This window comes from Bradyrhizobium sp. 153 (assembly GCF_023073835.1).
Taxonomy (GTDB): Bacteria; Pseudomonadota; Alphaproteobacteria; order Rhizobiales; family Xanthobacteraceae; genus Bradyrhizobium.
Map to the genome: position 1 here is coordinate 246,187 of NZ_JADPKH010000053.1, position 14,320 is coordinate 260,506.

Sequence of the window (14,320 nt, forward strand, 5' to 3'; positions counted from 1 at the left end):
GGTTTTCCGATCAGATCATGCGCAAGGTATAAGTAGCGGAATGAAGGACGACCACATGAACATCAACACATCCGCCACCCCGCCGCTTGCGCCCGAGTTGATCGAACAATTCCGCAAGATCGTCGGCGAGCGCCACGCGATCACCGATGCCGCCGACATCGAGGCTTACGTCACCGAGGAACGCAATTTGTTTCACGGCCGCTCGCCGCTGGTGCTGCGTCCGGGCTCGACGGCGGAAGTCTCGGAGATCTGCAAGCTCGCCTCCGCGCACAGGATCGCGCTGGTGCCGCAGGGCGGCAATACCGGCCTCGTCGGCGGGCAGACGCCGCACAATGGCGAAGTGGTGGTGTCGCTGCGGCGGCTCGACAAGATCCGCGAGGTCGACACCGCCTCCAACATCATGACCTGCGAGGCCGGCGTCGTGCTGCAAATCGCGCAGCAGAAGGCGGCGGAGGTCGACCGGCTGTTTCCGCTCTCGTTAGGTGCCGAAGGCAGCTGCACCATCGGCGGCAATCTCTCGACCAATGCCGGCGGCACCGCCGCGCTCGCCTATGGCGTCGCGCGCGAGATGGCGCTGGGGCTCGAAGTGGTGCTGGCCGACGGGCGCGTGCTGAACGTGCTGTCGAAGCTGAAGAAGGACAACACCGGCTACAATCTGCACAACCTCTTCATCGGCGCGGAAGGCACGCTCGGCATCGTCACGGCGGCGACTTTAAAATTGTTTCCGAAGCCGCGGGCGGTCGAGACCGCCTTCGTCGGGCTGAAGTCGCCGGCCGCGGCGCTCAAACTGCTGACGATCGCGCAAGGCGAGGCCGCGAATGCGCTGACCAGCTTCGAGCTGCTGTCGCAGATGGCGGTCGACTTCTCCATCCGCCACGGCGTCGACGTGCGCGATCCGCTCGCAGAAAAGCATCCCTGGTACGTGCTGATGGAATTGTCTTCGCCGGGCGAGGATGCCCGCACGCCGCTGGAGACGATCCTGACCCGCGCCATGGAAGAGGAGATCGTCGACAACGCCGTGATCGCGGCCAATCTCACCCAGCGTGCCGGCTTCTGGAAGCTGCGCGATGAGATGTCGGCGGCGCAGAAGCCGGAAGGCGGCTCGATCAAGCACGACATCTCCGTCCCCGTCGCGGCCGTGCCCGCCTTCATCGCCGAGGCCGATGCCGCGGTGGTGAAGCTGATCCCCGGCGCGCGGCCGGTGCCGTTCGGTCACCTCGGCGACGGCAATCTGCACTACAACGTGAGCCAGCCGGTCGGCGCCAACACGGCAGACTTTCTGGCCCGCTGGCACGAGATGAACGCGGTGGTGTTCGAGATCGTGCTGCGCATGGGCGGCTCGATCTCGGCGGAGCACGGCATCGGCGTGCTCAAGCGCGACGAACTGCCCGAGGTGAAGGACAAGACCGCGATCGAGCTGATGCGCTCGATCAAGGCGATGCTCGATCCGCTGGGAATCATGAATCCGGGGAAGGTGCTGTGAGCGCTCTTGCGATCGACGCCATCGAGGACGCCGATGTCGAGCCCGTCGTGGCGCTGTGGCAGCGCTGCGGCCTGACCCGGCCGTGGAACGACCCGCGTGCCGACATCGCACTGGCGCGCCGCCGTGACAATTCCACGGTGCTGGTCGGCCGCGAGGGCGGCGCGATCGTCGCCACAATCATGGTCGGCCATGACGGTCATCGCGGCTGGGTCTATTACGTCGCGGTCGATCCTGATTGCCGCAAGCGCGGTTACGGCCGCATCATCATGGCAGCGGCCGAGGACTGGCTGCGCGCGGCCGGAATTCTCAAGCTCCAGCTCCTGGTCCGGCGCGAGAACGCGCAGGCCAATGCGTTCTACCAGTCACTGGGCTTTACGAAATCCACCTCGGTGATGTTCCAGAAGTGGCTCGACGGCCGCGAGACGACTCCAAGCAACTAAGACCGAGCCATGACCATTTCCGACCGTGTCCGCATCAAGGACGTCCGCGTGCTCTCGGACAACTGGACGCCGCTGAAGAACACCACGTTCGAGTACCGGCGCGCCAATGGCGAGTGGCAGACGCAGCACCGGGAGACCTATGAGCGCGACAACGCCGCGGCCGTGCTGCCGTATAATCGGGCGCGGCGCACCGTGATCCTGGTGCGCCAGTTCCGCCTGCCGGCGTTCATTCGCGGCTACGACGATCTGCTGATCGAAGCCGCCGCCGGCGTGCTGGATGACGCCGCCCCCGAGGTGCGCATTCGCGCCGAGGCCGAGGAGGAAACCGGCTATCGCCTGCACGATGTCCACAAGGTGTTCGAGGCCTTCATGAGCCCGGGCGCCATCACCGAGAAGCTCCATTTCTTCGTCGCCGAATACGAGCCGGAGATGCGGGTCAGCGACGGTGGCGGCCTCGCGCACGAGGGCGAGGACATCGAGGTGCTGGAGCTTGCCATCGACGAAGCGCTGGCGATGATCGCCGACGGCCGCATCATCGACGCCAAGGCGATCATGCTGCTGCAATATGTGGCGTTGCACGTGTTCAGGTGAGCTTGCGGCCGGCTTCTTCCCTTCTCCCCTTGTGGGAGAAGGTGGCGCGAAGCGCCGGATGAGGGGTATGCTTCCCCGAACTCCTGAGGGAGTTGGACTCGCGGAGAGATACCCCTCATCCGTCTCGCCGCGACGCGGCGAGCCACCCTCTCCCACAAGGGGAGAGGGAAGAGCGCGGCTCGCTCTATCGAGCCTGCAATTCTGTCCCGCGTCCTGCTCGCCCCCGTTGAGCGCCCCCAAATCTATCTCTAGTCTGGCCCCTAACCAAGAACCAGGAGATGCGCCCATGTCCGCTCCGCGCGACGACGAATTCGGCTTTGCGCCCGACTACGATTCTCCCGTCCCCTACATGCAGCGCACGCGCGACTATTACGCGGCGATCGGCTACACCACGCCGTATCGCTGGGCGCATTACACGGAGGCACCGTTCCAGCCGCTGAAGAAACCATTGGCGCAGTCGCGCGTGACGATCATCACCACGGCCGCACCGTTCGACCCGAGCAAGGGCGACCAGGGGCCGGGCGCGGCGTATAATGGCGGCGCGAAGTTTTACCAGGTCTATGACGGCGATACGTCGAAGCAGCACGATCTGCGCATCTCGCACATCGGCTACGACCGCAAGCACACCAGCGCGACCGACAGCGGCACCTGGTTTCCGCTGCCGCAGCTGCTGAAGGCCAGCGCCGCTGGCCGCATCGGCGAGGTCGCCCCGCGCTTCTTCGGCGCGCCGACCAACCGCAGCCATCGCGTCACGCTCGAGACCGACGCGCCGGAGATCCTGGCGCGCTGCCTCGCGGACGCGGTTGACGTCGCGCTGCTGGTGCCGAACTGCCCGGTCTGCCACCAGACCACCGCGCTGGTGGCGCGGCACCTGGAGCGGAACGGCATTGCCACCGTGATCATGGGCTGCGCCAAGGACATCGTCGAGCACGCCGCCGTGCCGCGCTTCCTCTTCTCGGATTTCCCGCTCGGCAATTCCGCCGGCAAGCCGCATGACATCGCCTCGCAGGCGCAGACGCTGGAGCTGGCGCTGCGGCTGCTGGAGACCGCCAGCGGCCCGCAGACGACGATGCAATCGCCGCTGCGCTGGAGCGAGGATGCCTCCTGGAAGCTCGACTACAACAACGTGGCGCAGCTTTCGCCGGAAGAGCTGGCGCGCCGCCGCGCCGAATTCGACAAGCAGAAGGAGATCGCGCGCGGCAACCGCGCCGCCTGACATCCTCCAATAAACGAAGACAAAAGGGAGAGCGACGTAATGCGACCGTTCGAGGGCGTGAAGATCCTGGACTTCACGCAAGTGCTGGCCGGCCCCTATGCGAGCTATCAGCTCGCGCTACTTGGCGCCGACGTCATCAAGGTCGAGCGGCGCGAGGGCGAGGACATGCGCCGCACGCCGCTCAGCCGCGAATGGGCCGAGCGCGGGCTGGCGCCGGCGTTCCAGGCCATCAACGGCAACAAACGCAGCCTGACGCTGGACCTGCAAAAGCCCGAGGCGAGCGCGATCGTGAAGAAGCTCGCGAGCCAGGTCGACGTCGTCATGGAAAATTTCCGTCCCGGCGTGATGGACAAGCTCGGCATCGGCTACGAGGCTCTATCCGCCATCAATCCGAAGCTGATCTATTGCGCGGTGTCAGGCTTCGGCCAGACCGGGCCGGACCGCCTACGGCCCGGCTATGACGGCAAGATGCAGGCGCTGTCCGGCATCATGGCGATCACCGGCCATCCCGAGACCGGACCGACGCGCGCGGGCTTTGCGGTATGCGACGTGCTGTCGGGCGCGACCGCGGCGTTCGGCGTGTCGAGCGCACTGTATCAGCGCGACCGCACCGGCAAGGGCCAGCTCATCGACGTCTCCATGCTGGAGGCGACGCTGGCGTTCCTCTCGGGCCAGATCGCGGATTGGTCCGTTGCCAGCCATCGTCAAACGCTCTCGGGCAACCAGGCGGTGAGCCGCAGGACCACGGCCAACCTGTTCAAATGCGGCGATGGTCACATCCTGCTCGCCGTCAACAACGAGAAGCAGTACCGCGCGCTCATGGTTGCGCTCGGCCGCGAGGACACGATGAGCGATCCGCGCTTCGCCGACTGGTTCTCCCGCAACGAGAACGAGGGCGCGCTTCGCGCCATCATCGAGGCCGCGCTGGCGGCACGGCCGGCGCGCGAATGGGAGACTATCCTGGAAGATGCCGGCGCACCCTGCGCCAGCATCTGGAAGGTCGAGGAGGTGATCGACCACCCGCAAATCAAGGCGCGCGGCGCGATCCAGGAGCTGGACACGCCTTATGGCCGCCTGCGCTTTGCCGGCAGCGGATTCAAGCTCGCCCATGGCGGCGGCAAGCTGGACCGCATGGCGCCGGAGCTTGGGGCGGATACGGACGCTGTGCTGGGCGAGCTGGGGTTCGATGCGGCGGAGATCGCGGAGCTGAGGGCGAAGGAGATTGTGTAAGCCGCGACATATGCCGCTGCCGTAGGGAGTGGGCAAAGGCGCAACGCGCCGTGCCCACCACCTGTCGATTTCTTGGCGCACGATGGTGGGCATGCTTCGCTTCGCCCACCCTACGGCATCGGCGATCAGAATAACGACCCCTGCCCGTCATCCACCGACCCAACCGCCGCCTTCCGCACTCCCTTCTTCGGCTTCACGACGTCCGCCTCCATCTCCTCGGCGCTGATCGGCAACAGCAACTGCTCGTCGTCATTGGCGACGCGGTTGACGCGGGTGGAGACCGGGTGCCAGGCGAATTCGCCAATGCGCGGAGCGGTCATCAGCGGCAGGATCGCATCGATCTCGTCGCTGCGGCAATCGAGCCAGCGCTCGAAATCGCGCGGGCTGATGGTGACGGGCACGCGGTCATGCAGCCCCGCGAGATCTTCGCCGGCCGCTGCCGTGACGATGGCGACCGTGTCGAGCTCCTCGCCATTCGGCCCGATCCAGGTCTCGAACAAAGCGGCAAAGCCGAGCGGCGCGCCATCGGCGCGATGGATGAAGAAGGGCTGCTTGCGGCCGCCCTCCACCTTCCACTCGAAATAGCCGTCCGCCGGGATCAGGCCGCGCCGGCGGCGAATCGCGTGTCTGAAGGCGGGCTTCTCCAGCACCGTCTCGCAGCGGGCGTTGATCAGGAGCGTAAACCCGCGAGGATCCTTGACCCAGCCCGGCAAAAACCCCCAACGCATCAGGCGGAAATGGCGCGCGCCGTTCTCGATCCATACGACCGGAATCGGCTGCGTCGGAGCCACGTTGTACCGGGGCGGAAAATTCGGCTGCTCGACATAGCCGAACAATTGCCGCAAAGCCGCGGGGGCCGAAGTTATGACAAAGCGTCCACACATCCCAGGGGGTCTATATAGGGTCCGTTCAGGTCCTTTTAACCCCGAACGTTAACACTGCGGCGAATGAGCTCAACGGCCTCCCAGCCCGCGCGGACGCATGTACAGACGGGCCCCGAGGCCGCCGCCTGGGCCGAGCGGCTGCGCGTCGCCAACATCAACCCGCGGACGGGGCTTGCCACCGACTATCTCAACCATTTCAATGAAGCCGTGATGCTGCTGGAAATGGTCCCTGACATGCCGGAATGCGCGGAAGATTTTCTGACCTGGACGCCGCTGTCCTATGCCGAGCATTTCACGGCGTCGAATTTTAAGGCGCGCGACCTCGCCATCGAGGCTTATGAGAAGGCGGATCCCAAGGTGCGGGCCCAGTTCGACCACATCACGGACACCATGACCTCGATCCTGACCGCGGTCGGCTCGGCCATGCGCGAGGTCGACAAGGACACGACGCGCGTTCGGCTCGCCGAGCAGGCCACGGCATGGGTCAAGCCGCTGATCGCGGCCTGCGGCGGCATCATCAATGGCGGCGCGGAAGCCGACATCGACAACATCATGGCGAACTGAACCGTGGCTTCCGCGGTCCAGCTGTCCCATCCCCAGATCGCGGTCAGTGCCGCGATTTTTCGCGACGGCAAGGTGCTTCTGACCCGCCGCGCCCGTTCGCCCGCAAAGGGGTTCTATTCGCTGCCCGGGGGTCGGGTCGAGTTCGGCGAATCGCTGCACCAGGCCCTGCTGCGCGAAGTCGACGAGGAGACCGGGCTTGCCATCGACATCATTGGCCTCGCCGGCTGGCGCGAGGTGCTGCCGGCGGCAGCCGGAGCCGGTCATTACCTGATCATGTCCTTTGCCGCCCGCTGGGTGGCCAAGGAACCGGCTCTGAACGACGAGCTCGACGACTACCGCTGGATCGCCCCGGATGCCATCGCCGGCCTCGGCGAGCTCAAGCTGACCGGGGGACTGGAGGAGGTCATCCAGTCCGCCGCACGCCTGATCGGAGACTGACGCCCCGCCTTGCGTGCAACGCCCCGAGGAGGCATACACCCCGCCAATGTCCATGCGACTTCTGGCCATTTTCGCCCTGATTCTCGCTTGCGCCTCTGCGCCCGGCCGGGCTCAGGACGTGGCGGCGCCGTTTGACGGCGATTTGCAGCGGCTGGCGGAGATCCTCGGCGGGCTGCATTATCTGCGCGGCATCTGCGGGTCCAACGAGGGCAACAAATGGCGCAGCGAGATGCAGGCGCTGATCGATGCCGAAACCCCCTCCGGCGAGCGCCGCACCCGCATGATCGCCGCCTTCAACCGCGGCTATAACGGCTTTCAGCAGACCTACCGGAGCTGCACGCCCGCGGCGACGGTGGCGATCCGCCGCTATATCGAGGAAGGCTCGAAGATCTCGCGCGATCTCACGGCGCGTTACGCGAACTGAGCTCTCCGTCCGGTTCGCACTGCGCGCGGCCGGAAATGACCCGGATGGAACTCTGTCATCGACTTTGTTCACAGGCGTTAACCGTTCTTAAAGATGTGGCCTAGCGGTCGTTAACGCCCGTGCTACACCTCTCGCACAGCGCATCGCCGTGGATCGCGCCCCAGCCCTGACCGAGTTTCATGAGCCAGCCGATTTCCTACGCCCCCGCCCGCGCGCCGCTGCCCGATCACGAGCAGAAGCAGGCTGCGCTGAGCTATCTCAACGAGGCCTGGGCCGAGGCGCGCCATGACGGCGTCGACGGCGATTGCCTGGCGCAGGCGAGCCTGTTCGCGGCGTTTGCCGAGCTCGTCGGCACCTATGGCGAGGACGCGGTGGCGAAGTTCGTCGAGGGCTTTCCTGGCCGCATTCGCAACGGCGAGTTCTCGGTCGGAATCTCCAGACAATAACTCCTGTTCCAAAAATGGCCCCGCCACGGACGGGGCCAGTTGACGGATGAATGACTTTGCGACGTGCTCGCGAAGTCTGCTGCGGATTTATCGCACAGAAGCGATTGAGCGCGGACGAGCTTAGTCTGACGATGACCGTGAGACATTCCCGATGCGATCGGGAATGCGCTCCTGGCGTCAGGGCTCGACTTTCAGAGTCGCCTTCATATTGGGATGATAGCGACAATAGTAATCGACCGTTCCCGCTTTCTTCACCACGAACGTCGCGGACTTCTTCGGCGGCAGAGCGACGTCGAAATCGCCGTTGGTCGCGGTGGCTGTGTGTGCGAAGATGTCCTTGTTGATCCACTCAACGATGTCACCGACTTTGGCCGACATTTCGGCCGGTGAGATCACGAGATTATCCATCGTGATTTGAATGGTCGCCGCACGCGCCGGGACGACCATGGACAGGAACATGACCGCAAGCGCGATCGAAGCGAGGCGTCCCGGCTTCATCGCACTCTCCTATTTTAGCTCGGCCGCGACGTGCTCGGCGTGCTGTTGATGACCCTGGAAGATCTTCAGGCCGGTCTGCAACAGGCTCTTCAGCTCGTTATTGCTCGCGGACGGAATGAGCTGGGTCTCCAGCGCGCCGTTGACCGCCTTGTGGTAGGCGACCTCGTTCTGGACATAGGCCTTGTCGAAGGCGGCGCCGCTCAGCTTGTCGAGCTCAGCCAGCTTGTCGCTCGCCTGCTTGGACAGCGCGCGGCTGGTGTCGTTGTCTTCAGGCGTGACGTTCAGCTTCTTGACCAGCGCGAGCGCCTGCTTGTTGACGGCCTCATGGTCGCGCACCATGTCCTCAGCAAACGCCTTGACGTCCTTGTTCTTGGCCTTCTTCATCGCGTGCTTCGCTGCGTTGATGTCGATCACGCCCGCGGTGTAGGCAATATGGGCGATCTGCGGATCGGTAGGCTTGTCGGCTGCACTCGCGCCTTGCAGCAGCGCAGGACTGGACAGCAGAACGGCTGCGGCGATCGCCGCGCTCGGTCGGAAGAACATGGCTTGATACTCCTGTGGTGCCGGACGTTTGGGCCGGCGCGTTGCTTCACAGGAATTGGATGGATATTTCGCGCAAACGTTCCCGAAAACTTTAGCCGCTGAAGCCGAGCCGCTTCAGCACTGATACGGTCAAGCGCTCACATCGCCATCCCGCGAACGGGAACGCATTCATCACCACTGGCCCGATCTCCTTCTCGACATTCTCGCGCAGCATGGTGCGGGCGCGGTGCAGTCGCGTCTTCACGGTTTCGGGCTTTACGCCGAGCAAATCGGCGGTCTCCTCGATGGTCATCCCCTCCATGACCCGGGCAACGAAGACCATGCGGAAGACATCCGGCAACTCGTCAATTGCGCGTTCGACCACGCGCTGGATTTCACGTTGGGCCATGGTCCTTTCCGGATCGCCTGCGGGAGAAACGGGAAACTTGATGATCTGCGCATCCAGCGCGGCATCATCTGGTATTGCGCCGAGCTCGACATCGGGCTTTCGGCTGCGCACCCGGCCGAGCGCCTCGTTGATGGCGATGCGCGACAGCCAGGTCGACAACCCGGCCTCGCCCCGAAAACCGTCGAGGTGGGTGAAGGCACGGACATACGTCTCCTGCACCACATCCTCGGCCTCGCTGTCGCTGCGCAGGATGCCGCGCGCGAGGCGGTAGAGCCTGCGGTTGTTGGCCTGCATGATCTCGCGCAAGGCGGCCTCGTCGCGACCCCTCGCCCGGTCGATCAGCTCTGCTTCCGCGGTTCTGACGCCGGCGGATAGGCCGGCTGCGGTCGGTTGCATTGCGGTTACCCATCTCCGTTCGATCTGGCTATTGGATGCAGCCTCTGAGGAAAGGTTCCCGAGTTTCTTAGGCGCCACTGGAGGCGAGAAGATAAGAAGCGCCTTCCTTAGTCCGTCTCGATCGGCAGGGCGGGATCCCTCGCCCATTCGCCCATCGAGGCGTCATAGAGCGTGAGCTTGTCGTAGCCGAGCTGGGTCAGCAGGAACAGGTCGATCGTCGCCGAGATGCCGCCGCCGCAATACAGGATCACATTCTTATCGCGCGTAACGCCTTGGGCGGTGAATTTGGCCTCGGCATCGGCCAGTGTCGTCAGCGTTTTGTCGGCATTGGTGAGCGTCGCGGCGGGAACGTTGACGCTGCCGGGAACGCGGCCTGGCCGGCCGTAGCGGCTCGGCTCGAGACCGCGGTGAAACTGCGGACCGAGCGCGTTGACGATCACCGTCGCGGGATCGCCGATCCGCGCCTTCACGATGTTCTTGTCGACGAAGTAGCCTGGGCGAGGTGCAGCCTGGAACGTCGTGGCCGGATAGCCCTTCGGTGCGCCCGATACGACCGGCCGCCCCTCGTCCTTCCATTTGTCGAAACCGCCGTCGAGCACAAGCGCATCGACGCCGAGCGAGCGCAGCATCCACCAGAACCGCGTCGACCACATCATCGTGCCGATACTGTAGAGCACGATGGTTTTGTTCGCGTCGAGTCCATGGCGGCCGAAGGCGGCCTCCAGCTGGGCCAGATCCGGCATCATGAAAAACTGTTGCGCGGAGGCGTCGGAGAACTCGCCTTGCAGATCGAGGAAATCGGCGCCCGGAATGTGGCCGGCCGCAAACGTCTTGTCGCCCGGCACCGCGCGATAAGGCAGGTCGCTGCCCGGTGGCACCGGCTCGTTGTAGGTCGTGCAGTCGTAGAGGCGAAGCTTGGGATTGTCGAGGATGGCTGCGAGTTGCTCGGTGGTGATGAGGGGTGTCCGCGGGGACATTACTCTCTCCCAATTGAACTTGCGCTTCCGGGCACTCTGTCATTGGCCGCGAAGGCGGGCAATCCAGTATTCCCGAGGCGGCAATCGTATCAGCCAAGTATCGCCGCGGAGTACTGGATGCCACGCCTTCGCGTGGCATGACAGCGGAAGGAGAGGCTTGACCGAGCTCTCTACGCCCTCAAGGTCTCCAGAAACCGCACCGGCTCGCCTTGCGAGGCCGTCACCAGCTCGCCTTGCCACATCACGCGGCGGCCGCGGATGAAGGTGCCGACGGGCCAGCCGGTGACGCGCAACCCGTCGTAGGGGGTCCAGCCGGCTTTGGACGCCACCCACTCGTTGGTGATTGTCTCGCTGCGCTTCAAGTCGACGATGGTGAAATCGGCATCGTAGCCGGCGGCGATGCGGCCCTTGCAGGCCATGTTGTAGAGCCGCGCGGGACCGGCGCTGGTGAGATCGACGAACCTCGCCAGCGACAGCCGGCCGGCATTGACGTGATCGAGCATAATAGGCACCAGCGTCTGCACGCCGGTCATGCCGGAGGGCGATGCCGGATAAGCCTTCTGCTTCTCTTCCAGCGTATGCGGGGCGTGGTCGGAGCCGAGCACATCGATGATGCCCTGCTCGATGCCGCGCCAGATGCCCGCGCGGTGATCTGCCCCGCGCACCGGAGGATTCATCTGCGCCAGCGTGCCGAGCCGCTCGTAGCATTCCGGCGCGACCAGCGTGAGATGATGCGGCGTCGCCTCGCAGGAGGCGACGTCCTTGTGATCGCGCAGGAACTCGATCTCTTCCTTGGTCGAGATGTGCAGCACGTGGATGCGCTTGCCGGTCTCGTGCGCGAGCTTGACGAGGCGCTGCGTCGCCATCAGCGCCGCGGTCTCGTCGCGCCAGATCGGATGCGAGCGCGCGTCGCCCTCGATGCGCAACGACTTGCGGTCGTTGAGGCGATACTCGTCCTCGGCGTGGAACGCGGCGCGGCGACGGATGACCTGAAAGATGCCGCGGAGGCTCTCGTCGTCCTCCACCAGCAGCGCGCCGGTCGAGGAGCCGATGAACACCTTGACGCCCGCGCAGCCGGGCGCGCGCTCAAGCACCGGCAGGTCCTGTACGTTCTCGCGGGTGCCGCCGATGAAGAAGGCGAAATCGCAATGCATGCGGTGATGGGCCCGCTTCACCTTGTCGGTGAATTCGGCTTCCGTTACCGTCAACGGAGAGGTGTTCGGCATCTCGAACACGGCGGTGACGCCGCCCATCACGGCGCTGCGCGAACCCGTCTCAAGGTCTTCCTTGTGGGTCAGCCCGGGCTCGCGGAAATGCACCTGCGTGTCCATCACGCCGGGCAGGATGTGCAGGCCCTGGCAGTCGATCACCTCCGCGGCGCTGCCTTGCGACAACGCGCCGATCTCGGCGATGCGGCCGCCCGTGATGCCGATGTCGCGCAAGCCCTCGCCGTCCTGGTTGACGACGGTGCCGCCTTTGAGGATCACGTCGAAACGCTGGGTCATGGCTAAGGGCCTCTCTCATCCCCAAGCGCAGGGCTCGAGGTCTTGTCGTTTGTGGCTTGCGGGCTTACGTTCCGCAGCAACATGTCGCAAGAGATTTTCGTATGAAATCAGCGTTTCTTCCCGACCGGGGCGTGGTCAAGGTCGCGGGCGAGGATGCGCGCAACTTCCTCAACGGCCTCGTCACCACCGATGTCGACAGGCTCAAGCCGGGCCTGGGGCGATTCGGTGCGCTGCTGACGCCGCAGGGCAAGATCATCGTCGATTTCCTGATCACGGAGGTGCCCGCCGGCCATGGCGGCGGGTTCCTGATCGATTGCCCTAAAGCGCTGGCCGAAGGCCTCGCCACCAAGCTGAAATTCTACAAGCTGCGCGCCAAGGTCACGGTGGAAAACCTCTCCGATGCGCTGGGCGTGCTCGCGGCGTGGGACGGCCAGCCTGCCGCTCAGCCCGACCTCGGCTTCGCCGATCCGCGCCATAGCGAGCTCGGCTATCGCATCCTGATCCCCGAGGATCTCAAGCAGAAGCTGTCCGATCTCATCGGCGCCGAGCTCGTCGATGCCAGCGAATACGACGCCTACCGTATCGCGCTCGGCGTGCCGCGCGGCGGGCTGGACTTCATGTACAGCGACGCGTTCCCACACGAGACCAACATGGACCGGCTTGCCGGCATTGATTTCGACAAGGGCTGCTACGTCGGCCAGGAGGTCGTCTCGCGCATGCAGCATCGCGGCACCGCGCGAACCCGCAGCGTAAAAGTGTTGCTCGAGGGCCCCTCGCCCGAGATTGGCGCCACCATTCTCGCCGGCGACAAGCCGGTCGGCACTATCGGCTCGACCGCCGGCGGCAAAGGCATCGCGCTGGTGCGCGTCGACCGAGTCGCCGATGCGCTCGATGCGGGCCAGCCCCTCACCGCGGGCGGCCTCGCGCTGACACTCGCCGAACCCGACATCGTGCGCATTCCAACGAAACAACCCATCGCATGAGCCGCGCCCCTCGCCTGCATCCCGACGGCCTGACACGCTGCCCCTGGCCCGGCGAAGATCCACTCTATGTCGCCTATCACGACACCGAATGGGGCGTGCCGGAATATGACGACCGCGCACTCTACGAAAAGCTGATGCTCGACGGCTTCCAGGCCGGCCTCTCCTGGATCACGATCCTGCGCAAGCGCGACAATTTCCGCAAAGCCTTCGATGATTTCCAGCCGGAGAAGATCGCGCGCTACACGCCCAAGAAGGTGCACGCGCTGATGAACGACGCCGGAATCGTCCGCAACAAGGCCAAGATCGACGGAGCGATCCTGAGCGCAAAGTCCTATCTCGAGATCATGGAGAAGGGGCCGGGCTTCTCGAAGCTCCTCTGGGACTTCATGGACGGAGAGCCCAAGGTCAACCATTTCAAGACCACCGCGAGCGTACCGGCCTCAACGCCGCTGTCGGTGCAGATCTCCAAGGAGCTGTCCGCGCGCGGCTTCAAGTTCGTCGGCCCGACCATCGTCTATGCCTTCATGCAGGCGACCGGCATGGTCAACGACCATCTGGTCGACTGCCATTGTCATGCAAGCTGCGGCAAGACGCAGCGCAAGCCGCGCCTCAAGGTCAAATGACGGCGAAGAAGACCGCGCGCGATGCGCAGTCCCGCGCCTGGCAGCGCATGCTGTCGGGACGGCGGCTCGACCTGCTCGATCCCTCCCCGCTCGATGTCGAGATCGCCGACATCGCGCATGGACTGGCGCGGGTGGCGCGCTGGAACGGGCAGACCGTTGGCGCCCATATCTTCTCGGTCGCGCAGCACACGCTACTGGTGGAGACGGTGATGCGGCACGAGATGCCGCGCGTGGATCAACGCATACGGCTGGCCGCGTTGCTGCATGACGCGCCCGAATATGTGATCGGCGACATGATCTCGCCGTTCAAGGCTGTGCTCGACGGCCATTACAAGGCGGTCGAAAAGCGCCTGCTCGGCGCCATCCACATCCGCTTCGGCTTGCCGCCGGTGCTGCCAGAGGAAATCACGCAAGCCATCAAAGCCGCCGATCGCGGCGCGGCCTATCTGGAGGCAACCGAGCTCGCCGGCTTCAGCGAAAACGAGGCAAGGCGCCTGTTCGGCCGCGATCCGGGCCTGCCCGACGGCGTCCAGCGCGACTATCTCACGCCCTGGACTGCGGCACGGGCCGAGAAGCAGTTTTTGGAGCGGTTCAACGCGGTGTTTGCGTAACACCATCCCTTCGTAGGGTAGGCAAAGCGACTTGTCCGCCGTAGCCCGCAGAGCGAAGGCGGGAGCGTGCCCACCAGCAA

Annotated in this window: 18 protein-coding genes; 12 read left to right on the forward strand and 6 right to left on the reverse strand. The window is 64.9% G+C overall.

The window, feature by feature from the left end; all coding sequences use genetic code 11:
• Positions 1-55: 55 nt before the first annotated feature.
• The 5 genes from IVA91_RS13925 (at position 56) to IVA91_RS13945 (ending at position 4,960) form a co-directional block, all read left to right on the forward strand.
• Entirely contained in the window at positions 56-1,483 is a 1,428-nt protein-coding gene (locus IVA91_RS13925) for an FAD-binding oxidoreductase (protein WP_247280326.1), read from the forward strand.
• Positions 1,480-1,923 carry a GNAT family acetyltransferase gene (locus IVA91_RS13930; RefSeq protein WP_247280325.1) on the forward strand — a complete coding sequence of 148 codons (444 nt, stop codon included), beginning with the start codon at positions 1,480-1,482 and terminating at the stop codon, positions 1,921-1,923. The genes IVA91_RS13925 and IVA91_RS13930 overlap by 4 nt, the downstream gene beginning before the upstream one ends.
• Positions 1,924-1,932: 9 nt before the next feature.
• The gene (locus IVA91_RS13935) at positions 1,933-2,514 is read left to right on the forward strand and encodes an NUDIX domain-containing protein (protein ID WP_247280324.1); all 582 of its coding nucleotides are present in this window, start codon (positions 1,933-1,935) and stop codon (positions 2,512-2,514) included.
• A 286-nt stretch (positions 2,515-2,800) separates the two neighbouring features.
• Entirely contained in the window at positions 2,801-3,730 is a 930-nt protein-coding gene (locus IVA91_RS13940; protein ID WP_247418068.1) for a glycine reductase, read from the forward strand.
• 39 nt (positions 3,731-3,769) lie between these two features.
• Positions 3,770-4,960 (forward strand): CoA transferase, encoded by a 1,191-nt coding sequence (locus IVA91_RS13945; RefSeq protein WP_247280322.1) that lies wholly within the window; start codon positions 3,770-3,772, stop codon positions 4,958-4,960.
• Between the two features lie 125 nt (positions 4,961-5,085).
• Here IVA91_RS13945 and IVA91_RS13950 read toward each other — a convergent pair whose 3' ends face one another.
• Positions 5,086-5,844 (reverse strand): SOS response-associated peptidase, encoded by a 759-nt coding sequence (locus tag IVA91_RS13950; RefSeq protein ID WP_247280321.1) that lies wholly within the window; start codon positions 5,842-5,844, stop codon positions 5,086-5,088.
• A 63-nt stretch (positions 5,845-5,907) separates the two neighbouring features.
• Between IVA91_RS13950 and IVA91_RS13955 the strand changes: the two genes are divergently transcribed.
• From IVA91_RS13955 to IVA91_RS13970, 4 genes are all read left to right on the forward strand, one after another.
• Complete coding sequence (locus tag IVA91_RS13955) at positions 5,908-6,408, forward strand: hypothetical protein (protein ID WP_247280320.1); 501 nt, start codon at positions 5,908-5,910, stop codon at positions 6,406-6,408.
• A 3-nt stretch (positions 6,409-6,411) separates the two neighbouring features.
• On the forward strand, positions 6,412-6,846 hold the full coding sequence (locus IVA91_RS13960) for an NUDIX hydrolase (protein WP_247280319.1): 435 nt from the start codon (positions 6,412-6,414) through the stop codon (positions 6,844-6,846).
• A 46-nt stretch (positions 6,847-6,892) separates the two neighbouring features.
• Positions 6,893-7,270, forward strand: coding sequence for a TIGR02301 family protein (locus tag IVA91_RS13965; protein ID WP_247280318.1), 378 nt, complete (start codon positions 6,893-6,895; stop codon positions 7,268-7,270).
• A 179-nt stretch (positions 7,271-7,449) separates the two neighbouring features.
• Positions 7,450-7,716, forward strand: a complete 267-nt coding sequence (locus IVA91_RS13970) for a hypothetical protein (RefSeq protein WP_024341552.1) — start codon at positions 7,450-7,452, stop codon at positions 7,714-7,716.
• 177 nt (positions 7,717-7,893) lie between these two features.
• On the opposite strand, the gene IVA91_RS13975 is transcribed toward IVA91_RS13970, so the two are convergent.
• From IVA91_RS13975 to IVA91_RS13995, 5 genes are all read right to left on the reverse strand, one after another.
• On the reverse strand, positions 7,894-8,214 hold the full coding sequence (locus IVA91_RS13975) for a cupredoxin family copper-binding protein (RefSeq protein ID WP_247280317.1): 321 nt from the start codon (positions 8,212-8,214) through the stop codon (positions 7,894-7,896).
• Positions 8,215-8,223: 9 nt separating this feature from the next.
• Positions 8,224-8,757, reverse strand: a complete 534-nt coding sequence (locus IVA91_RS13980; RefSeq protein WP_247280316.1) for a DUF4142 domain-containing protein — start codon at positions 8,755-8,757, stop codon at positions 8,224-8,226.
• A gap of 91 nt (positions 8,758-8,848) precedes the next feature.
• Positions 8,849-9,541 (reverse strand): RNA polymerase sigma factor, encoded by a 693-nt coding sequence (locus tag IVA91_RS13985; protein WP_247280315.1) that lies wholly within the window; start codon positions 9,539-9,541, stop codon positions 8,849-8,851.
• A 107-nt stretch (positions 9,542-9,648) separates the two neighbouring features.
• Positions 9,649-10,518, reverse strand: a complete 870-nt coding sequence (locus tag IVA91_RS13990; RefSeq protein ID WP_247280314.1) for a sulfurtransferase — start codon at positions 10,516-10,518, stop codon at positions 9,649-9,651.
• Positions 10,519-10,688: 170 nt separating this feature from the next.
• Positions 10,689-12,023: a dihydroorotase gene (locus IVA91_RS13995; protein ID WP_247280313.1), complete on the reverse strand. Its 1,335-nt coding sequence runs from the start codon at positions 12,021-12,023 to the stop codon at positions 10,689-10,691.
• 101 nt (positions 12,024-12,124) lie between these two features.
• Between IVA91_RS13995 and IVA91_RS14000 the strand changes: the two genes are divergently transcribed.
• Genes IVA91_RS14000 through IVA91_RS14010 form a run of 3 tightly spaced genes read left to right on the forward strand, consistent with a single transcriptional unit; the run spans position 12,125 to position 14,240 of the window.
• Entirely contained in the window at positions 12,125-13,006 is an 882-nt protein-coding gene (locus IVA91_RS14000; protein WP_247280312.1) for a folate-binding protein, read from the forward strand.
• Entirely contained in the window at positions 13,003-13,629 is a 627-nt protein-coding gene (locus tag IVA91_RS14005; RefSeq protein ID WP_247280311.1) for a DNA-3-methyladenine glycosylase I, read from the forward strand. The genes IVA91_RS14000 and IVA91_RS14005 overlap by 4 nt, the downstream gene beginning before the upstream one ends.
• Positions 13,626-14,240 carry an HD family hydrolase gene (locus IVA91_RS14010; RefSeq protein ID WP_247280310.1) on the forward strand — a complete coding sequence of 205 codons (615 nt, stop codon included), beginning with the start codon at positions 13,626-13,628 and terminating at the stop codon, positions 14,238-14,240. Before IVA91_RS14005 ends, IVA91_RS14010 begins: the two co-directional genes overlap by 4 nt.
• The last annotated feature ends 80 nt before the right edge of the window (positions 14,241-14,320 follow it).

Bases quoted from the DNA above. Each gene is read 5' to 3' on its own strand.
- IVA91_RS13970 (WP_024341552.1), top strand. From the start codon at position 7,450: ATGAGCCAGCCGATTTCCTACGCCCCCGCCCGCGCGCCGCTGCCCGAT.
- IVA91_RS14000 (WP_247280312.1), top strand. From the start codon at position 12,125: ATGAAATCAGCGTTTCTTCCCGACCGGGGCGTGGTCAAGGTCGCGGGC.
- IVA91_RS13985 (WP_247280315.1), bottom strand. From the start codon at position 9,541: ATGCAACCGACCGCAGCCGGCCTATCCGCCGGCGTCAGAACCGCGGAA.
- IVA91_RS13980 (WP_247280316.1), bottom strand. From the start codon at position 8,757: ATGTTCTTCCGACCGAGCGCGGCGATCGCCGCAGCCGTTCTGCTGTCC.
- IVA91_RS13925 (WP_247280326.1), top strand. From the start codon at position 56: ATGAACATCAACACATCCGCCACCCCGCCGCTTGCGCCCGAGTTGATC.
- IVA91_RS13945 (WP_247280322.1), top strand. From the start codon at position 3,770: ATGCGACCGTTCGAGGGCGTGAAGATCCTGGACTTCACGCAAGTGCTG.
- IVA91_RS13955 (WP_247280320.1), top strand. From the start codon at position 5,908: ATGAGCTCAACGGCCTCCCAGCCCGCGCGGACGCATGTACAGACGGGC.
- IVA91_RS13995 (WP_247280313.1), bottom strand. From the start codon at position 12,023: ATGACCCAGCGTTTCGACGTGATCCTCAAAGGCGGCACCGTCGTCAAC.
- IVA91_RS13935 (WP_247280324.1), top strand. From the start codon at position 1,933: ATGACCATTTCCGACCGTGTCCGCATCAAGGACGTCCGCGTGCTCTCG.
- IVA91_RS13950 (WP_247280321.1), bottom strand. From the start codon at position 5,844: ATGTGTGGACGCTTTGTCATAACTTCGGCCCCCGCGGCTTTGCGGCAA.
- IVA91_RS14005 (WP_247280311.1), top strand. From the start codon at position 13,003: ATGAGCCGCGCCCCTCGCCTGCATCCCGACGGCCTGACACGCTGCCCC.
- IVA91_RS14010 (WP_247280310.1), top strand. From the start codon at position 13,626: ATGACGGCGAAGAAGACCGCGCGCGATGCGCAGTCCCGCGCCTGGCAG.
- IVA91_RS13965 (WP_247280318.1), top strand. From the start codon at position 6,893: ATGTCCATGCGACTTCTGGCCATTTTCGCCCTGATTCTCGCTTGCGCC.
- IVA91_RS13940 (WP_247418068.1), top strand. From the start codon at position 2,801: ATGTCCGCTCCGCGCGACGACGAATTCGGCTTTGCGCCCGACTACGAT.
- IVA91_RS13990 (WP_247280314.1), bottom strand. From the start codon at position 10,518: ATGTCCCCGCGGACACCCCTCATCACCACCGAGCAACTCGCAGCCATC.
- IVA91_RS13975 (WP_247280317.1), bottom strand. From the start codon at position 8,214: ATGAAGCCGGGACGCCTCGCTTCGATCGCGCTTGCGGTCATGTTCCTG.